This is a genomic window from Roseibium sp. HPY-6 (assembly GCF_040530035.1).
GTDB lineage: Bacteria > Pseudomonadota > Alphaproteobacteria > Rhizobiales > Stappiaceae > Roseibium.
Genome location: NZ_JBEWCD010000005.1, coordinates 58,115 through 81,242, shown reverse-complemented (window position 1 = coordinate 81,242; position 23,128 = coordinate 58,115). Strand labels below are relative to the sequence as shown.

Genomic DNA, 23,128 nt, shown 5'->3' with positions numbered 1-23,128 from the left:
CTACTTTAACAGGGGCAGGTACTCTGGGAGCGCCTAGCTGGAAGTGGAACATGGAGATATACACACGGTTCGCCGAGGATTATAGAAACAGACACCTGGAAGAGATTTCAATCCAGGATTACCTGCTCGGATGCAGGGACGACCCGCTGATGCGTGCGACGTCAGCGGAGCGCATGATGGCAGCGATCGGGGAACCCGAGGTCATCGACACAAGCCAAGACCAACGGCTCGGCCGGATTTTCATGAACCGGACGATCAAGCGTTACGCACCCTTTAAAAACCTGTTTGGCATGGAATCGACGATTGAACGCATCGTCGGGTTTTTCCGGCATGCAAGTCAGGGTCTGGAGGAACGCAAGCAGATCCTCTATCTGCTCGGACCGGTCGGTGGCGGCAAATCGAGCATCGCCGAAATTCTCAAGAAACTGATGGAACAGGAGCCGATTTATGTGCTCAAGGCGGGCGACGAGATAAGCCCGGTTTATGAGTCTCCTCTTGGGCTGTTCAGCGCCAATCGTGTCGGCGACCTGCTTGAAGACAAATACAACATTCCGCGCAGGCTGCTCACGGGACTGATTTCTCCATGGGCAACGAAAAGACTGGACGAATACGACGGCGACATCTCGAAGTTCTCAATCGTCAAGCTTTACCCCTCGCGGCTCCGCCAGATTGGGGTCACGAAAACCGAGCCGGGTGATGAAAACAACCAGGATGTGTCCGCGCTTGTCGGCAAGCTCGACATACGCAAGCTGGAAGAGTTCAGCCAGGACGACCCGGATGCCTACAGCTATTCCGGTGCATTGAACCGGACGACGCAAGGCCTGATGGAATTCGTCGAGATGTTCAAGGCGCCGATCAAGGTGCTGCACCCGTTGCTGACGGCAACCCAGGAAGGCTCTTATGTCGGCACGGAAAACATCGGTGCACTGCCCTTCCAAGGTCTGATCCTGGCGCACTCGAACGAATCCGAATGGAGCCAGTTCAAGAACAACAAGAACAACGAGGCCTTCCTCGACCGCATCAGCGTGGTCAAGGTGCCTTACTGTTTGCGTGCGACAGGTGAAGCGGACATTTACGGCAAGCTCCTGAGCCAGAGCGCACTTGCAGATGCGCCCTGTGCGCCCGAGACCCTGCCCTTGCTGGCGCGTTTCAGCGTACTGACCCGGCTGCATGAGCACGAGAATTCAACGCTCTATTCCAAACTGCGCGTCTATGACGGGGAAATGCTGAAGGATTCCGATCCCAAGGCAAAATCTCTCCAGGAGTATCGTGACGCAGCTGGCGTCGACGAAGGCATGAACGGCATCTCCACCCGTTTTGCCTTCAAGGTCCTGTCGGAGACCTTTAACCATGACACGGAGGAGATATCCGCCGATCCGGTTCACTTGATGTATGTCCTTGAACAGGCCCTCCGGCGCGAACAGTTCGATACGGAAACCGAGAGCAAGTATCTGGACTTCCTCAAGACGGAACTTGCGCCTCACTATGCCGAGTTCATCGGAAACGAGATCCAGAAAGCCTATCTGGAATCTTATACCGATTACGGTCAGAACCTCTTCGACCGCTACATCGCTTATGCGGACGCGTGGATTGAGGAACAGGATTACAAGGACCCGGATACGGGCCAGATCTTCGATCGCGGCGTTCTGGAAAAGGAACTGGAAAAAATCGAGCAGCCCGCCGGCGTGGCCAATCCGAAGGACTTCCGCAACGAGGTCGTGAAATTTGTCCTCAGGGCCCGTGCGGAGAACCAGGGCCAGAACCCTGACTGGCGCAGATACGAGAAGCTTCGTCAGGTCATTGAAAAACGCATGTTCGGCAAGGTCGAGGAGCTTCTTCCCGTCATCAGTTTCGGAGCGAAGCGGGACAAGAAGACCGACGAAAAGCACCACGAATTCGTGGAGCGCATGACCGGGCATGGCTATACGAAGCGGCAGGTACGACGGTTGGTCGAATGGTATATGCGCGTCAACAAGGCCGGGTAGACCTGGAGGCCGAGTAATCCATGGCGCATTTCATCGACCGTCGGCTGAATCCGAAGGACAAGAGCCTCAGCAACAGGCGGAGGTTTCTCAAACGGGTCCGGTCACAAATCAAGAAAGCGGTCGAGGACGCCGTTCGTGAGCGCGGTATCGCCGATGTCGACCGGGCCAAGAACGTTTCCGTCCCGACCAAGGGCGTTGCCGAACCATCCTTTCGCAAGTCGGCAGATGGCGGGCGTAGGGAACGTGTGTTCACAGGAAACAAGACGTTCCAGACCGGTGACCGGATCGAAAAACCGCCGCGGGGCGGCGGCGGCAGTGGCGGTCGGCAGGGATCTGACGATGGTGACGGTGAGGACGATTTCCTGTTCGCCCTCTCCCGCGAAGAGTTTCTCGACTTCTTCTTCGATGACCTTGAGCTGCCTGACCTGGTCAAGCAGAGCCTGAAGGAAATCACCAGGACCCACCCGCACCGGGCGGGCTATTCGACCTCTGGTTCGCCTGCAAACATCAATATCGCGCGCACGATGCGTAACGCCCTTGGGCGCAGGATCGGTCTGAAACGACCCAAGGACAAGGATGCTGAAGAGCTTCTGAGCCGGATCCTCAAACTGGAAAAAATCGCGTCGCCAACGCCAGAGCAGCGCGACGAGCTGACTGCATTGCGCGAAAAATACGAGAAGATGATCAAACGGCGCAAGGTGGTTGCCTATATCGATCCTCTGGATGTCCGGTACAACTATTTCGAACAGCAGCCGGAGCCGAATGCCAACGCGGTCATGTTCTGCCTTATGGATGTGTCCGCCTCCATGGGCGAACGGGAAAAGGACTTGGCGAAGCGCTTTTTCATGCTGCTGCACCTGTTCCTGAACAGCCGCTATGAAAAGACGGACATCGTCTTCATCCGCCATACGCATGACGCTTCGGAGGTGGACGAAGACACGTTCTTCTACTCCCCGCAAACCGGCGGCACTGTGGTCAGCACAGCCCTCGTCGTCATGAAAGAGGTCATTGAAGACCGGTATCCCCCGTCGGAATGGAACATTTATGCCGCACAGGCATCCGATGGCGAAAACTTCAGCGGCGATTCTCAAAGATGCGTTTCGCTGCTCACCGAGGACCTGATGCAGATCTGCCAGTATTTTGCGTATGTTGAAATCGTCGGCGAAGACGAGGCCCAGCTGATCAACAGCGAGGCAACCGGAATGGAACTTTGGGAATCCTACGGACGCGTCGCGGAAGCCTGGCCCAATTTTGCGCGCAAACGCGTGTCAGCAATCGCCGACATTTACCCCGTTTTTCGTGAACTATTCGCGCGTGAGCCGGCGGGCAAATCCAATGGCTAAGCGCGCAGCGAAACCCAAGTCCAGCCTTCTCTTCGATCACGCCGACTGGGATTTCGACACCCTAAGGCGAACCTTCGACGCGATTGAGCAGGTCGCACGCAAAGATCTCGAACTGGATTTCTACCCGAACCAGATCGAAATCATTTCGTCCGAACAGATGCTAGATGCCTATTCGTCCATCGGCATGCCGCTGATGTATCACCACTGGTCATTCGGAAAGCACTTTCTCGGCCACGAACGCCTTTACCGTAAGGGAGCACGCGGGCTGGCTTATGAGATCGTGATCAATTCCAATCCCTGTATCAGCTACTGCCTTGAAGAAAACACCATGCCGCTGCAGGCATTGGTGATGGCGCACGCCGCTTTCGGTCACAACCACTTCTTCAAGTCGAACCACCTGTTCGAGCAATGGACCGATGCCGACGGCATTCTGGACTACCTGGAATATGCGCGCCGCTTCATCGCCGGCTGCGAAGAAAAACACGGGCAGGAAGATGTCGAAGCAACTCTGGACGCTGCGCATTCGCTCATGACGCACGGCGTGTTTCGGCACCGCCGGCCAAGGCAGCTTTCCTTACGCGAAGCCGAGGAACAGCGGCAACAGCGGATCGCTGCCGCCGAACAGAACGTCTACTATCTCTGGAACACCATTCCGAACCCGGCGGAAGGCCAGCAGGCACAGGATTCAGGCCTTCTGGACCGCAAACGCGACATGCAGTTGCCGGAAGAAAACCTGCTCTATTTCCTCGAACACTACAGCCCGATTCTGAAATCCTGGCAGCGTGAAATCCTTCGGATTGTGCGCAATATCGGGCAGTATTTCTATCCCCAGAAACAGACCAAGGTGATGAACGAAGGTTGTGCCTGCTTTGTGCATTACTACATCCTCAACAAGCTTCACAAAGACGGACGCTTGAGCGATGGCGCGATGCTGGAGATCCTGCACAGTCACACCAACGTTCTGACCCAGCCGGACTTCGATGATCCGCGATTTTCCGGCATCAATCCTTACGCGCTCGGCTTCGCCATGATGGAGGATATCAAACGCGTTTGCATCGAGCCGACCGAAGAGGACCAGGAATGGTTTCCGGACATCGCCGGCACCGGTGATTGGCGCAATGTCCTTAAACACGCTTGGGCCAACTACCGGGACGAAAGCTTCATTCAGCAATTCCTGTCGCCCACTGTCATGCGCAGGTTCCGTATGTTTGCGATCTCCGATGAGTCGTCTTCTCGCTATTGCACCGTAACGGGCATTCACAATTCCCACGGCTACAGACACCTGCGTGACGCGCTGGCCCGCGATCACGACTTGTCCGCTCTCGAACCGGACATCCAGGTCGCTGACGCGGATCTCCTGGGAGATCGCTGTCTTCATCTGAAAGCAGTAAAGCGCAACTCCGTTCCGCTCGATGCTGACGCCAAGGCCGCAACGCTGAAATATGTCGAGCGGCTTTGGGGATACAAGGTCGAACTGGTTGAAGTGGATACAGTGCACTGAACGGCGCGTCTGAATGCTCAACCTGCGTCAGGATTTGACCTTGAAGACCCGGCCCTCTTTTTCAATTTCACGGCGGATACCCAGCTGCAGGTCTTGCAGAGCCAGGGCCTTGTCGCCGCGCGCAGCGGCTTCGATGGCGGCGAATTGCGCCACGTTGACGATACCGCCACCGGTGAGTTCATAGCCGTTGATCGTCTCGATAAGCGCGGCGCGTTCAGCCGTCGCACCGCAATAAGGCAAAGATCGGTCCCAGATTGCGCTGCGTTCGGCAGGCCCGGGTTCCGGAAACCGGATGATCGCATTGAAACGGCGCAGGAAGGCTTCGTCGATATTTGCCCTTAGGTTGGACGCCAGGATGCAGATCCCGTCGAAATCCTCAACCCGCTGCAGGAGATAGGAAACTTCCTGGTTGGCATATCTGTCGTGACTGTCCTTGACGGCCGTGCGTTTTCCGAAAAGTGCATCGGCCTCATCAAAGAAAAGGATCCAGCCACGCCGGTGAGCTGCCTGGAACAGGGACGACAGGTTTTTCTCGGTCTCACCGACATATTTCGAGACGATGGCGGAAAGATCCACGCGATAGACCTCGCGGCCGGTTGAACGGCCGAGAAGCGTGGCCGCAAATGTCTTTCCCGTGCCGGAAGAGCCGTGAAAGAGCGCACGGTATCCGGGCCTGAGTCTGGCACCGAAGCCCCAATCGCCTTCGAGCGACTTTTCGTGTTTCGCCCAACGGAGCAGTTCATCGAGCTGTTCGCGCGTTTGAGCGGGCAGCACCAGATCATCCCATGACCGCTGCGTCTCTATACGTCTTGCCGGAAAGGCTGACGAAAAAGGCGGCGTCGAGCTATGCCCGACAGTCAGAAGCTCAACCCAGTCCCGTCCCATCAGGATGCGTCCGGATAGAAGCGGCGCGCCCGGTTCGGGCGATTCAAGCTCGACGATGCCCTCGCGCGCAAGCCAGTGATCGGAGGTGAACAGCGCCTGCACCTCGAAGCGGGCTTCCAGATCTTCTCCGGCAAGCAGAAAGGCGGCGGTTTCGCCCGTTGCGATCAGGGAGCGGCTGTTTGAATCCCTGCGCGTGCCGAATTGTGGGAATTCCCCTTGCGTTTTCAGAGCCTTCTGGAAGGCCGCCTCAAGCATCTGTGGCCGTGTATGTGGCGCAAGCGCCAGCAGGACCACCACCCAGTCCGAAAAACTCGGCCTACGATCCCTAATAAAGTCACCAAACGACGATCCGTCGTCGAAAAACCCCGGTTCCGGCAGCGTACCCGGATTCTCGTCCTGGACATCCCGCACACGCGCATCAATCAGAGTCTCCAGGAAATCCAGAGCCCTGGTGAGGTTCGGCGCATTCGAGGAAGGACCGGACGCGATCTTTTCAACAGGTTCGGATCCTTGAGCGCTCATGTGTCAAACCCCGCAAACGACTGGTTCGCAACCGCACCCTGGCCGCGCAAGACCTGCTTGCGAATGCTGTCCATGAGCTCCGTCTTTTCTTTCTTCGTATCAGCAAACTCCGCAATGTCCGACCATTGCTTCGCGCTTGGATCAGTACTGGCGACTACCCCCTTTATGGCCGCGACGTCCTGTGAAAGCTCACCTGACAGCAACCCGACTGTTTTTGTTCGAAGGGTCTTCGCCACGGCACCTCGCTTTTCAGGCTCGGCATTTGACGGCGCGGGGTTTGCGTTTTCAATCGTCTCCACAGACTGAATGAAATCGGCCGGTGATCTACCGTAGGTCCTGCCCGCGACGTGCCGGCGGTGATGCAGGTTGATGACGATGGCCGCATCCGCGTGTCCCTTGGCGTGATCACGCAGTTTGGCGCCCCCCCATTTCTTTGCGAAGTACCATTTCTTCGAGAGGATCTTGAAAGTCTTTGCCTGAGGCTGATGGTCTGGCGTCAACCAGTCCCCCTTCATCGTCACCATCTGTTTGTATCGGCCCGTCAAACCTTCCAGTTTGTAACGCTCCTTTGCCTTGGCAAGCTTGGTGTTGGTCACCAGTTGGCGCAGCATTTTTGAAAGTTCGGTTTCGTGCTTGAGGAGATCAGCCCCTTGGGTTTTGGTGGCCTCCTTGCCGCTCTCAACCCGCTCGTCAATTTTCTTGATGAGAGGTTCGATCTTGTTGGCAATGAGATCCTTGGCGTCTTTGGCGAGTTTCTTCTTGGCATCATCGGGTGACGAAAGCGTCGCCATATAGGCGTCGATGAAGGAGGCTGCCGGAACCGGAGACGAACGAATAACAAGCCGCTTCGCGCCTTTCCCGCCGGAAACCTGGATGCTGTGCGCCTTGCCGTCCTTGCCGGTGAAGCCTTTCTTCGGCCACAGGAATTTCTTCACTGCGTCCTTGACCTTCTTGGCACCTTTCTTGGCCTTGCCCCAGAGCTTCTTCGCAAAGGCGACCACCTTGTCGATCAGCGCGTCGATCATCTTGTTGATCGGTGCGGTAATCTTCTGAATAACGCCCTGCACGGCTTCACCGATATTGCCCAGCCCGATCGCCGACGCAACGAAGGAGATCACCACCGGCAATGAGCGCGCCATGGCATTCTCTACTGCTTTGGCCGCGGGCCCAAGAACACCTGCCGCGATATTCGCAACAGCCGTATAGACGCTCATTACGAAGTCCTTGATCCGCTTGAAATTGTCGATCAGCCAGAAAACAAGGTCTGCAAGCAGCTTTAGTGCTTTCACCAGCGCGGAAGCAGGATTGAGAAGACTTAACAGCCAGATGATGCCTTCCTTGATGACGTTGACGATTGCCCAGTTCTTGATGCCGTCGATCACCGTTTGCTTGAGGCTCGCCAGCTTCGCCTTGACCTCTTCCCAAAGACCGCTGAAATCCTTGTTGACCAGCTTCTTGATCAACGTGAAACCCTTTTCGACAAGATCGAAGATCTTGGCCGCTTTCGGGAACTTCTTGATGATCCGCGACTTGATGTTTTCATAGGTCAGCCCCAGGATCTGCGCCACAAGACTGAAAATGCCCTTGATGTCCCATTTCGCGGGCAACGTGATCGGAACCGCCGACAAAGCCCCTGTCAGCCACTGGATCGCACCGGTCTTGAAATGCTGGCCAAAGCGTTCGGCAAATCCACGCACACCCATGCCGACAGCGGTCATGACATTGTTGATGAACTTGCCGGGGGACTTGAGGATCGCGACGAGCTGAGACTTCGCCCTGTCGAAGAAATCGAATACCGGCTTCGGATCTATGCCCGCGATCTCGCAAGCTGTCTCCACGGCGATCCTGGCAGCGCCCGCAAGGTCTCCCGTCATGAGAGCCCCTGCCATTCGGATCGCGCCCTTGAGGCCGGCCTTGAACTTGTCGAGGATCTCGTTGAGCTTCTTGCCGAGCCAGTTGGCGGCAGCCTCCACTCCCGCGATGGCACCATCGGCCGCCGCGTTCACACCGTCAACAGCTGTGTCGACAACAGCATCGATCCCCTCATTCATCTTCTTGGCAACGTCTGGATAGAAGGTCCCGACCGTGATATCGATAAGCCCCTTGGCAAATGTCCGATAGCCTTCAAGCGCCGCGATGGCCGCTGCGCGCGCGGCATTTATGAGACCGATCGCCAGGGTTTTTGCCGCATCGATGGCGGCTTTGACGAGCTTTCGCAGGCCTTCGAAGATGGCGTCAATCGCTTCAGTGATCTTGTTGATGGCTTCTTTCACAAAACTGACGGCGCGGTCGAAAAGGCCCTGCTTTTCTTTCTTTTCCTTCAACTCCTTCTTTTTAGCGGCTGCCTTCGCCTCTTCATCCTTCTTGTGATTGCGGGCTTTCTCCTCGCCCTTTTCAAGCTCTTTGTCCGCTTTGCCTTCCTCGATCTTCACGTTGTCTCGGATTTTCTTGGCGTCATCCGTCTCGCGCTTGCCGGCATCCCCGGCGAATTTCGCAACGCCTTCATAGGCCTTGCCAATGGCGTCGCCCTGCGTCCTGGCAACATCGCCGCGTCCGGCAACCACCGCCTGACGCTGCTTGTCGTCCGCCTCGATATTGGCTTTTTCCGCGCGGCTCTCAGCTTCTGTGACGCTCGCGTCCCTGTCAGCGTCCCGCTTGGCCGCCGCTGCAACCGTTTGCGAACGCGCCTCGGCGACATTGGCGTGCAGGTCGGGAGCGATCTTCGCGTCAGCCGCATCCCTGATCTGCTGCGGCAATTCTGCCGACGCGTAGTCCGCTGCCCCTTCGTCGGGAGGCAGCTCGGCAATAGGTTCCGACGGCTCTTTCGAAACCGGAGCGGTTTTCTTTTCTTCCACCTTGCGCGGCTGAATGTTCGACTGGCCTGGATGATTGCGGAATTCAGCCGTCTGCTTGTCGCGCTCGCCGCGCAGTTTCTCGGTGCCTTCGGACCGCTGACGGCCCATCTGGCCGAGATCAGCCTTACCGGTCAGCGCGACCCGTTTTCGCGCGCCCGCGCTGGTGTTCACACTGTCATCGCTTGTGCGGATACTTGCCATCAGGTTGGTGAACTGGTTCTTCAGCCAATCCAGGAAGCCACCTTCCGGCTGCTTCTTGACCTTGTCCCGCATGGTGCGCGTGGTCGGTGCAGTTCCTTTTTCCTGATAGGGATCGGCGGTCAGGTTCCCGGTTTCCGGACCCTTTCCGTCCGCTCCGAGCGTCGTGTCCTGAGGTGTTGGGATGTCACCGGGCGCGGTGATTTCCGGGTTAAGCTCACCGCCTGTCTTGGCCTCCAGCACAGGCGCGTCATCAGCCGCCTTGGTTTTTTCAGCATTTGCCTTGGCGTCCAGCGTACCGCCAACTGTCGGCGCTGTGACTGCCATTTGGCTCGGCGAAGCATCCAGAAAGGACGTCATTGCCTTGTCTGATGACCCTTCGAGCGACAGTTTCTCGACTTTCGCGGCAGGCTCTACAGACGCATCAGGTTGTGGTGGCAGGTCGACACCGACATCTTCGTTCGGTGGCTGCAATACGTCGGCGGGAACAGGCGGTGATGGTTCGTCATCCACGACCGGTGCCGGCTCAACTTGCGATCCGGTCTCCTGCACCTTTGTTTCGCCGGATTCTCCGTCGTCTCCAAGGCCGCCCAGGTCTTCCGAAGAACGGTCTGTAACGATCAACGGCACTTCGGGAAGCGAGAGCTTCGCAGTCGGATCGAAGAAACTGTCCCAAAGGCGCGCCGGAAGCCACTTTTCCTCAACCTGACCGCCCAGGTTGTCATTACCGGCCGTATTCCCGTCGACGGTTCTTATCATGATGGAATCGAACGGTTTGCCAGCTGCGGTCTCGATGCTCTCCACGCCGGTCACCAGCGCCTGATGGTGTGTGGGCGGATGAACACCAGGCCAGGTTTTCCGATATGCGATGTCACCTTTTTGAGGAAGCTTGTTCGCAGGCCTGACACCCACATGCGGCAGAATACTCACGCCCAGCTTCCAGGGCGGGAGCGGCAGCCCCGCCTTACGCAGGTTCGACCAGGCGAAGATCCCACACCAGTGCGGCAACCCATAGGGATCCTTCATGATCGGTTTCTTGATCACCGTCGGGTCAACCACATCGCCATCGAAGGCACCCCTGAAGATCTCCAGAAGGCGCTGCCAGCCGAACCGGTTGCCTTCCGCATCGCGCGCCTTGGAGTTGATCTTGCCAATGTGCTGCCTGGCATAACCGATAGCCCTCAGGCTTTCCGGCCGTGAGGCGACTTTGTCGCCCTCCGGCATCCGCGCAACAGGCGCCTTGTCGCTCAGCTCGACGGCACCTTGCTGGAGGGTGTGCGCCAATTCATGGGCAATCAGATGATCGCCCCGCTTGGTTCCTGGCGCATATCGATGCGGCGAAAAATAGATGTCCCGTCCCGACGCAAAGGCTTTCGCGTTCAACATCTTTGTCATCAGGACAGCCGGTGTGTCGGTATGTATGCGAATGCCGGAGAGTTCTGCTCCTAGCGCGGCCTCCATTTTTCGGCGGACGGGTTCGGATAGCGGATTGCCCCGCCCGCGTGAGGCGCGAAGCTGGCGCTCGACAACGCCCATCCGGATGGCCCGCGCCGACGGCCGGTGCGCTTCGCCGCGCATCTGCACCTCTTCTTCATCTTCGCTCAGCTGCGCGTTTTCTTCTGCGCGCTGGACCTCGTCTTCCTCGGCCTTTTGAAGATCCTCCTCAGGCTCCTTCTGGATGTCTTCTTCAGGTGCCGCCTGAACCTCGTCCTCCTGCGCCATCTGCACGTCGACCGCTGAGGACATTTGCGCATCCTCAACAGCGGTCTGAGCTTCTTCCTCCTCAGACCTTTGAACGTCTTCTTCGGCAGCGGTCTGGGCTTCTTCCTCTTCAGCCATCTGAACAGGTTCGTCCTCAACGGTCGGACAGTCGGGCCGCAGAACAGGTTCATGTTCGTCATATTGCGGATCGCTTGCGCGCTCGTGCTGAGACCGCGCTGCAGTTTCATCCGACGTCCGGTGGCTGAGCGGCGTCATCCGGGCCGCAATCAGTTTCCCGCCGCTCATCGGCCCTCGGCCATGAACGACCGCATCGGCAGCGTGATCTGCTTCCTGTTCGTGGCGGTCGCCGGGACGCGATACATTCAGTTTGGTCTGGACCGCCGCACCACTGAAGAACGGGCCCTGCGGTCCGCTCGCACGGCCCGTTTCCGTCTTCGCTGGCATTCGGGCGGCTGTTTTCATGTCCAGTCCACCTTCAGGGGGGCGGTCAGCCAAGGAAGGGTTACTACGCTGAGCGCCCAGGGCAGCCGGTCGAGGAGGATATCGACACCACTGCGTTCGACCGTCAGCAGCAGTCTGTCCGGCGGCCCGGTCAGGACGCCCTGCCGGCGTAGGAACGTCTCCCGAATGCCCTCGATCGTGGCATGGCCGATGCCCTTCCAGGCATCGATAGCAGCCAAAAGCATGCGCTCGCCTTCGGCAAGATGATCCGGTTCAAGTTCGGTCAGCGGCAGCACCGGCTGATCATCGGGGACGGCGCACAAGAGACGCGGGATCACCAGGTCCGGTTCGAAATGCTCGACCTCGCCGGTCGCGATGGCATGCAGCAGTCTTGCCCCGGTGATTTGTGCTTCAGGTTCGATAAACGCACCTGCCTGCATCAGGCCAACGCCTTCGAAGTAAGGCTGCAGAAACGGATGCAGTAGAACGAGGCCGGCATTCACACACAAAAGCCCGCCGGGTGCCGTATCCGGGTCTGCATCGTCTGGACGGACTTCTTCGGACACATCGGGCACCGGATGCGCACTTTCGAGCGCTTTGGACACATCCTGAACCATCGCCACGACTTCGGAGTGCACTCTCTGCCCGGTTTCAAACCCTGTTTTTTGGTCGGGCAGAGCCTCCAGTGTTTCTTGTAAGACTGCGTCGAAAAGATCGGGGTACGCCTGACTGAACAAGGTGCGGATCAGCGGCACAGGCGCTGTAGCAAAAAGACGCATCAGCGCAGCGCGGCGCGTCAGCAAGGCCCGCGATGACAAAAACTGTTTGAAAGATTCAATGGTTGCAGAGGTGACTTCCATAGCTCCGTAGAGCTCGCGCAGATTGGCAAATGGCGCCAACGCGCCAAGCCGCCCGGTCAAAAGATATGTCAACAGAACTCTGTCGGCAGACAGCGCCAGCGTCACCCGAAAGGCTTGCCGTTCGCTTCCTTGCCGAACTTGGATTGCGGAGCGAACAGCTGGTGGCACGTCCGGCCGGCGGACCGACTGCACCAACGCACGGTGCAGTGCTTCGCGCATCGCTGCGGTCAGCCTGGAGAGATCGAAATCGTCGGCAGCGAATTCACCGAGATCGACCTCCAGCCGGTCAATGACAAGCAGTTCGTCCTGCGGCAGAAGACCCGTCATTGCGGCATCGAACGCCTTTTCAAGGTCGGCCGACCCGGCCGCTTCGAGCCTTGTGCGCCATTGCAAAAGGGCTGCCTGGTCCGGGCCCGAGATTTGGAAACGGGCGCAACCTACCCGGTGTGTCTCACCGGACATTTCCTATTCCCTCCGTTTCGAAACCAGAAGCGTGAGTTCGTGCTCTTCGCCCGGATCGAGATGCAGCGTCGTCATGGTGCCCTGCAAGTCCGGCGATGCCGCACCAACCGCTATCATGCCGGCGCGCACGGGTATCTCGAACTTGCCGCCTTCGGTTGGCACACGGCGCGTCGGTGCACCGGTTTCTGACAGGATGACTTCGGTCTCCGGCACCGGCTCGCGATCGCGGTCGCCTTCCAGGAAAACGGCACCGCGCAGAATTGCCCGGGCACGATCGGGTGGCGGCTCGTCCCGGATAATGTCGTCTTCGTCGCGGTCGCTGTCGGGCACCACAAAGTCTCCCGGGTTCCAGAGAATGCCACCTGCCTGTCTGAGATCGTTGACGATCGGCTGATCGATCAGGGAAACGAAATCGTCGGGCCCGCCCCTCACTGGCTCGTCATCATCAAAGGGTGGCACGCCCATGGGTCCAGGGTTGCCTTCGGGGTCGAAGGGATTGGCGGAAAACCGCCGGCGCAGGTAAAGATCGGAACAGTCGGTGTCGCAGCACTGATAAGGCAGACAGAAATCGGCAAGCACCACAAACCGGTCAAGCGGATCTTTTGTTGCGAACGCATGAGCGGAACTGACCGCCGACAAGGCACCGTCGATGGTTCCGTCAGCGCGGTTGTCCCGCTCCTCATCCAGCCGCCGGATCGGACCGGTCGTGACACCATCAATCGGACGGGCCTGCTGTCGAAGGGCGTCGATCGAGCAATAGGCAAGCACGAAAGTGCCGCCGACATTCACACCGGCATGGTGTTCAAGTCCGGGATGCCGGCGCGCATATCCGCCCAGCGTCAGCTCCGACAGCATCCGCTGCAGTGCCGCCGTGATTTCGGAATTGATGTTGACCGCTGCAAAGGCACTGCTTTGCGCGGCGACGAGTTCGGCCGATGCAACAACACTTGCCTGGTTCTGACGCGCTTCCGGATCTTCAAGAGGCGCTGAGCGGAACGTTTGCGCGTAGTTCAGATAAGCTTGCGAAAAACCGCGGTAGAGCCGGCCGAATTCCTCCACCTGGAATTCTGCGAGACTGTCGACGGACAGCATGTTCATCAGGCCGACGCCCTGAGACATGAGACTGACAGGCGCGTAGGCAGCCCTTACGTCAACCTCATCGCCGCCATCGGCCACGATGGCGCGTCGGGTGCGTTCGAAGAGGTTGGCCCCACCGCTTGGGTTCCCGACCTGCCGGAAAAGCGAACCCGCTGTTCCCCCGATCTCTTTTCCGGTGACGCGGCCCAGAACTTCATCGACACCAAACGGACGTGAGATAATGTCGGATCGAAGCGAGTCGGACCGCACACGCAGGATTTCCGTCTCCCTTGGATCGAGATCGATGGCAAACCGCGACGCGGTGGCCGCTTCGAAAAGGCCGCCTGCAACTATGCCGTCGGCCAAATCCGGACCGGAAAAATCATCACCACGCCTTATCACGGAACCGGGTGTTACCGGCTGACGCGACAGGCGCTGCAGCAGCAAGACGATGAACGCGAAAATTGCCCTTATGACCACCAGGAAAATGAGGTCGATGTCGCTCAACCGGCACAGGAAAAGTTGCCGGGCAGCCTGCAGCATCTGTGCGCGGGCAACCTCATCCAGCTTGTTGCCGGCAAGATCGTCGGCTCCCAGCGTGAGCGGCATGAAGACAGGTTCGACAGAGAAGGAAAGCCCAAGCTGCTGCTTCCATCCGGCAAGCTGTGCCATAGCGGAACCGAGCGGCTTGCCGACGATGCCTTCGATCCGGATGAAATCCTGTCCATCGAGGCGGAAGTGAAGCGGGTGCTCATCGGTCGGCGCACTGAACTGGTAGGAATAGACCGTATTCAAAAGCCGCGTCCGCGTCTTGGCGTAACTCCAGTTTGTGTGCAGATCCGACCCTGGCTGGAATGCATAGTAGAACGGGATCGCCCTGTCGCTCAAAGGCGCGTCCCAGGTCTTGCTGGGCGTCAGCCGAATGGGTGCCTGGACGCGTGAGGTTGTCCGATAGGTCAGCGCGAGAAGATGCATGCGCTGGAACAGAGCGCGCACTTCCTCCAGCCGGGGACCATGGGTATGGGCGGGCGACGAAACAAAATGGGTCCGTCGCGCGGCGACACGTGGCCGAAGGCCCGCACCTGTGCTTGCGTTGAAGGGGTTCCAGGCCAGAACATCCTGCGGCGTCGGGAAATCCGTCGTGAATGCATCCGGATTGTCGGTCGCATCGCCCAAGAATACATGACGCGGGAACCGGTCCGGGTTCGGCAGACATTCCTGTTCGAACTTTGCCGCCGCTTCCACAAACTCGTTGTAGGCCATGACAACGTCGCGCATGTAGTCATACATGTACTGCGCCATGAAGATGTTCTGGGCAAGCTGACCCCAGACATTTGCAAAATAGGTGTTCGGGAAGACGTCCGCATTTTCCTCGTAGAGGTCTGAAACCAGGTAGCCATAGGCGGCATAGGCATCGCGCAGAGCGTCCGGCAGATGCTGGCTCAGCTTCAGGGCAATTCCGACGATCCGCAGGATCAGAGCCGCGAAATTGTCGGTTCCCGTCGCCGCAATCTTCAGCTTTTCCAGCCGCAGATGAACGAGTTCGTTCATCGGATGCGTCGCCCGGTCGACGGGCCGTCCGGCAATTTCCTCTTCCTGCACAAGGATCGCATCAGCCTGATCGCGGGTCAGCAGCAGCCGCCGCACGGTGAAGCGCCATTCAGCACCCTTGTCAGAGCAGTCGTTGACATCGCAGCTCTTGAGCGATTCAAGACGCGTTTCCAGAAAGAGCATCACCGTCTTGTCTTCCAGGAAAGCGGCGGTCAGTGGAGCAGGATCGTCTTCTCCGGGCGCGGGTTCAAAATCGGTGTCGACAAGCTCAAAAAGCGGAATCTGTTCATCGTTTTCGTCGAAGAAAAACGGATATCGCTCTTCTTCAATCTGTTCCTGGGGAACGTCTTCAACATCCGATACCGGCAGTTCGTAGGGGCGGACCCGGTCATAGCTCTCGGCATCGTCTGCGATCAGGTAGCCCTCCGACGTGACCGCGACCCCTTTGGAAATGTGAACGAGCGGGCCTTCGGCATCGACCTCGAAACCGCACACCACCCCAATTCCTGAGAGTGTCCGCCTGCTCAGCCTGTCCTGTCCCTCAAGATAGGAGACGAGATCATTGAGAGCCCGCGCGCCCAGAACCTGGCCGGAAACGAAATGGGCAATTGCGTGGTCATTCATGATGTCTCTCCCTCAGAAATATCCGAGATTGGTTTCGTCGAGCCGGACGATATTGTCGTCGCCGCCGTCGTCGCAGTCATGCAGCGTGGCCGGCGGATAGATGGTGCGCAGATTGTCGAGAACGTCGATCAGTTCCGCCGCAGCGCCGGCAAGGGCGGCATCACCGCGTGGCCAGGCAGCCAGTGCCTCGCGCCATGAACGATGCGCGGCATCCAGCGCTGCCATATCCGCATTATCGACCCAGCAGATGCGCGGATGGATGTGCGCCGGACATTCCTCACGAATGACCCGTTCAGCAAACCTGCGGAAATTGAGATCACGGAACCGCTCAGGCCAATAGGGCAAGACGACGGAAACCCGGAAGGAATAAGGATCCTCCTCGCCGCAGAACTGGCATTCGTCGCCGAGGCAGACCTTCATCAAGGCATCCCCCTCCGCACGCGGGCGCAGCAGGATGTGCTCGATCAGATGCATGCCTTCGCTGTCACAAAGATCCTGCTGAAGGAGCGCGTTGTAGCGGTAAAGCAGCCGGCGGGCTGCGTCAGAGGCTTCATGCGCCTCGGCAAAAGTGCCTTGCTGGGTAAGCACGGTCCCGCCGGCTTCGAGGCGCAGAACAACAGCCCCCTCGCCAGCTGTGTCGTCGATGACATAGGTGCTCTCGTCGGCCATCCGGAATTCGAAAGCCCGTGCAGCATCAAGGGCGGTTCCGGCAGAGGGGAAAGTCTCTTCGGAGGAGAACAGCGTTTCGTCGTCCTCAGTGATCACAACGACCCTGAAAACGCCGCCGTCGTCTTGCGCCGCGAACAGGATGTCAAACACCTGATCGCAGTGAAGGTCCCGCCGGCTGAAATCGGCAATGCCGAGCAACCGCGCCGCCCGTCGCTCCAGACCCGAGACATTCGCACTGTCCCATATCAGCGCCGGGTTCTCAGGCATCTGGTTGAAACCCTTGCCCCGTTCCCGGCTCACCAGCGGGTAGTCCGCCAGAAAATCGCAGCGCTCATCGAGCAACTCGCGCGCGGTCATGAGCCTGTCACCGGACAGCTGGAACGAGATCAGGGCATAGTCGGCAAAGCGTTCGGCAAAGCGCGCAATCAGATGGTTCAGCGCGCGTGCCCGGCGATCCAGAAACATCTCCTGCGTCTCGTTCAGTCTGACGCGAAACAGATCGTTCATTGTCATCTCGGACGGATTGACGAAAAACTCGGTTGGAAAATCCTCCCGAAGACCCGGAAAGTGTTCAAGGCTCGGTGGGAACCACGTCTGCTCGAGTGATTTGTCCGGTGACAGGATCCGCCGGGCAGAGGCGAGCTGCCCCAGATAGTCGGCGAGCACCTGATCGAAAAATGTCAGATAACCTTTCAACTGCCGCGCTTGCGCAACGCGCTCCTTTGGCGCATCCGGTGGCAGGCCGAAGCGGTCTGTCGCGAAATTCCGCGGCAGTTCATTCTGCAGCGTCGGGACCTGGTCCAGTTTCCTCCAACGCCCCATGACGGGAGGCAGCACCTGATCCGGTGGCACGTAGAGCTCGGCCTGTGACAAGGCTCGAAGATGTTCCAGAGTGCGCTCAAGTTCGGTCGGCTGCGCGCGATAGGGCAGTTCGTTCTTGTAAAGCGTCAGCTTCGTACCGGGGAAAAACAGCACCGGTTGATGTCCGGGCGGCACCTCCAGTGTCCAGTGCTCCGTATCGCCAATGGGCACCCCTTGCAGGTCGTAAGCCCGGAGCGAGAGGTTCCTGACGGCAACGACGCCCTCAAGATCGACGATGATATTGATCAGGTCGGATACATGGACCTTCCGCCTGAGTTCGCAGGCCGCAAGATCCTCGTCGGAAATGAAACCCGGTTTGGTAAAGATGGGACGGCCTTCGACTTCGAAGCCGAAGTCTATGTAGGGACCGTTGAATATCTCGTCTGCCGGAACATCATCTGCCAGAAGCGCATCAAGTGTCCGGAATAGCGGTGGCGGGTTCAGATAAAGCTCAATGGCGTGAATGATCCTGGCCTCGACCTCTTCCAGATCCGCGTCCGGTGTCACATCAACATCCGCGCAAAGACCCACCCGGTGGGGTGCGACGCTGTCGATCGACAGGTAATCTTCGCAAAGCGGACGATGGGCATGAAGCACGCGGCGGACAGCGGTCAGAGCGCGCCGGCGGGCTTCCCGTTTCCTGAGGAACAATCCGGCTGGGCCATCGGGTCCGGTTTCGCCCAACACGTCCTGCAGATCGCCGGCTGTTACGACGACAGGATCGTCTGTCGGGCGCGGCCGGTCCTCCAGCACCGTGATCTCCAAGCCGTTGAGCGCGGCGATAACGCTGCCGTTCTGCTCAACGCTGAGGTCCGCTCCAAATTCGATACCGTTGCCCGCCTCCGTCACGTTGCTGACCGTGACGGCATCCGGCTCGAACGGATCGGGCAGCGCGTCATGTTCATAAGCCAGGATAGTATCGTTGACGGGGTTAATCGCGATCACGACGCCTTTCAGCGGACCGGCGCGCAGAGTGACTTCCAGCGCCGCCTCGTTCAGAGAACCGAGAACATCATCCACCGGCAGCTCGACCAGTACACGGTAGAGTCCACTCACCTTGACCGGGTGATTGTCATGACCTTCCGCGTTGAGCGGATCGTGCGACAGGGCATCGGCCAGGCAGTCTGCAAAAATCGGTGTTTCGGAAAGACGGAAATTGTTCGGCTCGCCCGGATCGGTCATCGGGTCGAGCCAGACATTCCGCACGCCTTCAATACGAATGAGAAGCCGGCGGTGATCGTTGATCGTGACCGGTGACGTCGTTAGAATCTCGTGGGCCGGGAAGAGGCCGGTCTCGGCGGCCGGACCAATCATGCCGTCCGGTCTGCTGACGAGATCTTCCATGGGAAACGCGGTCCGGTAACCCAGATCCGTGATCGCATAGGCAATCGTCTCAAGCATCGCGATGCCGGGGTCGGACGTGTTGTGATTGTCCCAGATTTCGCCGCTGAGTGCTGTGATGCGGTCGATGCCAAGCCGCCGCAAGGCTTCAAAGTCCCGCGCGCCTGGAGGCCGGTTTCCCGGAAGAATGAAGAGATCGTCAGCCATCACACAAGTCCAATCGAATGAGATCGTGCGGAGACGAGTACGGAGCGGGCCGTTGACGCCTGGATGATTTCCAGATCGGTTTGCGGCACCGGGCCATCCGGGTTCCGCCTGTGAAACAGCTTCACGTCTTCAAGGTAATCGACAAAGGGCAGTTCCTCGACAAAGTCGATCACGGTCGATTTGTAGATCCGGCCGCCGAACTCGACACCGCGCGCGCCCCTTTGCGTCCAGGGCGTCAGATGACCGATCAACGCTGTTTCGATTTCCTTGCGATAGAAATCCGTGTCGGCGATCCCCTCCCGGAACGCCACATTCATCGAGACATGGATCTCTTCAAATTTCGGATTGGCGGTTTCAAGCCTCACAAAGGGAGAGCAGCGGCGTGCAAGATGTTCGTGCAATCCGTGCAGCGTCGCCTGATCGGAATAGGGTCGCAGAGGATCGCGCAGGTCCGTCCCGAATGTATAGGGAACAGCCACGAAGGTGACCGCACCAGGTGCCATCTCATTGTCTCCAACCACCTTGCCGGCCTGGCGTTTCAGCTCGGTGTGGTTCAGGCATTTTGCGCGGTAGACGCTCCGGTTGGATTCCAGCGCCAGGTGCTCGTAGTCCCACATCGTCACCGCCCGGTCCTTGTGGCGCAGGCGTTCAGACACACGGCGGCGGAAGTCGTCCGGCGTTTCCAAACCGCGTCCGCCGAAACTTGCAAAAGGCTGTTCAAGGCTTTTGACGGCGGGATCCGGCTGCAACAGTTTGCTGATCGTTCCGGCCGGCAACGCACTTTCCAGAAAAACCGGATCATTGCCGCGATCGACGAAGCTAGCCCGGACAGCCTGCGCCGCGACCAGATGCAGTCGATTGACGGCGTCCGCATTTTCAGCCACGGAAATCCTGAACCAGTGCAGCCCGGGTGGCATATGAGGGGCGTCGCTCGACGCGTCGGTCGGCACGGCGAAGGACAAAAGCCCGGAACCGGCGAGGCCTCCGGTCCTGTCAATGACTTCCTGCGACTTGAACTTTGTCCAGCCGCTGTTTTTCAGCCAGGCAAAATCAAGATCAGGCAACTCCAGGAGCGGATCTCCCGTGCCGTCAGCGACCTGGACAAGGAGCGAAAAGGTTTCAGAAGGATCGAGTGCGTCGACGCCGATGAAAAGCGCCCCTTCAAAGGGCAGGTCCGGCAAAACGCGTCCCGAACCGTTCGCAGGTTCGACGCCGAAGGGGTGCACCCGCCAGACGCCCTCGGCCGTGCTCTGCTTCGCAGCGTAGTCAATCGAAATTTCCGCGATTTCGGGCGTGTAGGGAGGGTTGGGCAAACCGGAGGATAGCGTAAGGGAATCGAGACCCGGATCGAAACCCGGCAGGATCTGAGATTCCGCGACAATCGTGTCACCGGCGGCAAGGTTGGTGACAGGCTTGATCCCATTCCCGCTGGCAAGGTCAATAAGCGCAAGCGTTTTCGCGTCGAGATACCGATCATGGCCAAAGTCGCGGTTCAAGGTCATGCGCATGAAGCCGGTGCGCTGCTTTGCGTCAAAGGAAGGGTCTTCAAGCAACAGTTCCGCGTCTGCCGGCGCTTTGCCGGTTCCCTTCGCAGCCAGCGGATTCGTTCCCGTTCCATCCAGCTGAAGCGATATCGTCTTCGTGTCGCCGCTCTGCCACGAACCGCTGGAGAGGTAGTCGAAGCCGACCTGATAAGCGCTTGCGGCCTGGTTCTCGAAGAACTGGCCTTTTACGTAAGCCTCCGCCCAGGTCACATTGACCGTCAGTGTGTCCAGCGGGCGGCTGAACACCTCGCTGGAGCCGAGGATCCAGCGTGCGTTTTTGCGGGGCTGTGCACCGAACGGTGTGAAGACAGCGGACGGGTCGGCAGTGCCGTCGTCCGTGCGCACGCTCATCTGCCGCAAACCTGTTGCCTCGGTCTGGATCTTGACCTTGTTGCGGCTGGCATTCCTGAAAACCGCCATAGCGCTTGAGGCGGCCGCTTCATTGCCATCCCAGTCAAGCAGGATTTCGGCAACAGGAACACCGGTAGGATACGGTCCTTCGTGGACGGCCGGATCGTGCGGAACAATCGGAGGATGATTGCCGGCAAGTGTCATCGTGAACACGACCGTGCCCTTGGTGACTTCCGCCTTGAGCTCAGCCGACTTAGAGAGCTCCAGCCAGCCCTCTTCTGTGGTCAGTCGGACCTTGAAGCCCTTCAGCACCGCGATGGATCCGCCGAACGCTGTCTTGAAGCTGATCTTCGCAACGCGGCTTCCCTCACGCATGAAGAGCTGCCGGTCCGCGACTGCAAATCCAAGCCGTGCAAAGGGCGCCGCCTCCGGGCCAAATGGAGCAAAGTGCGGCGTTTCCTCAGGCAGCTCGTCACCGATACCGTCCGAGGATGCGGTGATCGGCGAAGCCTGCACCGAGACGGACTCCTTGCCGCCGGATTTCTTCGTGTTGACGCGTACGGACCTCAGCTCGGTGACCAGCGCGCGATTGGCAACAAAGTCTTCTTCGAGTGCGTAGGCGACGTCCGCCCCGGTTGCGTCCTTTCCGGCGCGCACCAAGGTGCCCGCAGGCAATAGATGCGCCTCCGTTCCCCGCGCCAGATTGACGAGTAGATGGACGTGATCCGGCGTCGGCGCTTTGCGCGACAGGCGCAACACATCTTCAAAATAGAAATCCATGTGCCGGCCGGTAAACGCGTTCAGTTCCGACCGGGCCCGGTCGTACATGGAAAGAAATGCAAGCCAGAGCCCGTAATGCGGCGTGTGGCGCGCAAAATCCGTCAGGCTCTCCTGGAGCTGTGCTTCGGCTTCCTTCCGGGCGCGGGCAAGCGCCTGGAAAACGCGTTCCATGCTGGAGACAAGAAGATTGTAATTGAGCGCGTCATAGATCTGCGCATAGGTGTCCGAACCGTCGAGATAGGGTGACGGGTCCGGCGTCTGCGCGTCATAGAAGTCGCTCCATCCCGTCGCGGCAAACCCTCCGACGACGTGAACCGGCAGAGACGTCACCTCGAATGCCTCGCCATTGAATATGATGTCGCGCACTTCGTCCGCGATTTGCGGTCCCGGACCGGGATTGTCAGAGGTGTTCAAATTGGTCTTGCTCAGTGCGCTTGCCAGAATAACCCCTTCATCCACCCCGCCCTGGTGATACCGCGCCAACTCCGCCAGCCGCGGCGCAACGCTCGTCTCCAGCAGGCGGGTCATTCTGCGGCGGAAAGGGTTCTCGGCCTCAAGTGGCGACAGCCGCAGCGTCAATTCCTGAAGCAATGCAATCGGCAAATGAAAGACCAGCGCCAGATGCGCCCTGAGCTGTGCTTCCGGCCGGGACGGATCATCTTCCAGAAAGCCTTTTGCGTCCCCGAGCGCACGCCGGAAAGGATCGACCGGCAATTTCGCAATCGAGGCAAGTACCGCGGAAATGTCGCTGTCGAAAAACGCCGACCAATCACCGGCGGGAGCGCCGTCTTTCGCGTAAAACCGGATTTGCCGGGCAAATCTGCGACCGAACTGGATCAGATCCGCCACGTCTCTTTCGTCAAGCTGGAAGTGATCCGCCCTGCGTTCTGCGATATCGCGATCCGGTTGGGCAGTGCCGGTCCTTGACAGGGGGCCGCGGCGGTCGCAAGTGCTCATACCCCTGCCTCCAGATCATATGGCAGCACAAGGCTAAAGCGCGACTTTGCGCCCCGGATCTCATAGTCGAGTGAAATCTCCAGGATACCCTCCGGCTGCCGGGCCTCTACGGCCACGCGCTTGGCATCCACCCGTGGTTCGTGCAGCAGGATCGCGCGGCGGATCACCGTTTCGATCATCGTCAGCCGCGTGGCGTTCATCGGACCGAAAACCTCTTCCTCGATGCGGCAACCGAAATCCGGACGCATGACGCGTTCGCCAAGGGTCGTGGTCAGGATGATCCGAAGGCTTTCCCGAATGTTGCTCGCGCCACCGGTCAACTGAACTCCGTCGTTTTCGAATGTCGGCGGAAAGCCCCAGCCCGTCCCGATGAAGCGGTCCTCAACGGCCAT

At 58.9% G+C, this 23,128-nt stretch carries 10 protein-coding genes; 3 read left to right on the top strand and 7 right to left on the bottom strand.

What is annotated here, in order from left to right; translation table 11 throughout:
- Window positions 1-50: 50 nt before the first annotated feature.
- From ABVF61_RS31875 to ABVF61_RS31865, 3 genes are read left to right on the top strand one after another with little or no spacing between them, the layout of a single operon-like run.
- Window positions 51-1,985, top strand: coding sequence for a PrkA family serine protein kinase (locus ABVF61_RS31875; protein WP_353997654.1), 1,935 nt, complete (start codon window positions 51-53; stop codon window positions 1,983-1,985).
- A 20-nt stretch (window positions 1,986-2,005) separates the two neighbouring features.
- Entirely contained in the window at window positions 2,006-3,328 is a 1,323-nt protein-coding gene (locus ABVF61_RS31870) for a YeaH/YhbH family protein (protein ID WP_353997653.1), read from the top strand.
- Complete coding sequence (locus tag ABVF61_RS31865; protein WP_353997652.1) at window positions 3,321-4,829, top strand: SpoVR family protein; 1,509 nt, start codon at window positions 3,321-3,323, stop codon at window positions 4,827-4,829. Before ABVF61_RS31870 ends, ABVF61_RS31865 begins: the two co-directional genes overlap by 8 nt.
- A gap of 27 nt (window positions 4,830-4,856) precedes the next feature.
- Here the strand turns inward: ABVF61_RS31865 and ABVF61_RS31860 are convergent, their stop codons facing one another.
- The 7 genes from ABVF61_RS31860 to ABVF61_RS31830 are packed head-to-tail and all read right to left on the bottom strand — an operon-like array spanning window position 4,857 to window position 23,128.
- Window positions 4,857-6,236, bottom strand: a complete 1,380-nt coding sequence (locus ABVF61_RS31860; RefSeq protein ID WP_353997651.1) for an ATP-binding protein — start codon at window positions 6,234-6,236, stop codon at window positions 4,857-4,859.
- Complete coding sequence (locus tag ABVF61_RS31855) at window positions 6,233-11,473, bottom strand: eCIS core domain-containing protein (protein WP_353997650.1); 5,241 nt, start codon at window positions 11,471-11,473, stop codon at window positions 6,233-6,235. Before ABVF61_RS31855 ends, ABVF61_RS31860 begins: the two co-directional genes overlap by 4 nt.
- Complete coding sequence (locus ABVF61_RS31850) at window positions 11,470-12,774, bottom strand: contractile injection system tape measure protein (RefSeq protein WP_353997649.1); 1,305 nt, start codon at window positions 12,772-12,774, stop codon at window positions 11,470-11,472. The genes ABVF61_RS31855 and ABVF61_RS31850 overlap by 4 nt, the downstream gene beginning before the upstream one ends.
- 3 nt (window positions 12,775-12,777) lie before the next feature.
- Complete coding sequence (locus ABVF61_RS31845) at window positions 12,778-16,026, bottom strand: hypothetical protein (protein WP_353997648.1); 3,249 nt, start codon at window positions 16,024-16,026, stop codon at window positions 12,778-12,780.
- Between the two features lie 12 nt (window positions 16,027-16,038).
- The gene (locus tag ABVF61_RS31840) at window positions 16,039-19,104 is read right to left on the bottom strand and encodes a baseplate wedge protein (RefSeq protein ID WP_353997647.1); all 3,066 of its coding nucleotides are present in this window, start codon (window positions 19,102-19,104) and stop codon (window positions 16,039-16,041) included.
- Entirely contained in the window at window positions 19,104-22,736 is a 3,633-nt protein-coding gene (locus ABVF61_RS31835) for a baseplate J/gp47 family protein (protein ID WP_353997646.1), read from the bottom strand. Before ABVF61_RS31835 ends, ABVF61_RS31840 begins: the two co-directional genes overlap by 1 nt.
- Window positions 22,733-23,128 carry a GPW/gp25 family protein gene (locus tag ABVF61_RS31830; RefSeq protein WP_353997645.1) on the bottom strand — a complete coding sequence of 132 codons (396 nt, stop codon included), beginning with the start codon at window positions 23,126-23,128 and terminating at the stop codon, window positions 22,733-22,735. Before ABVF61_RS31830 ends, ABVF61_RS31835 begins: the two co-directional genes overlap by 4 nt.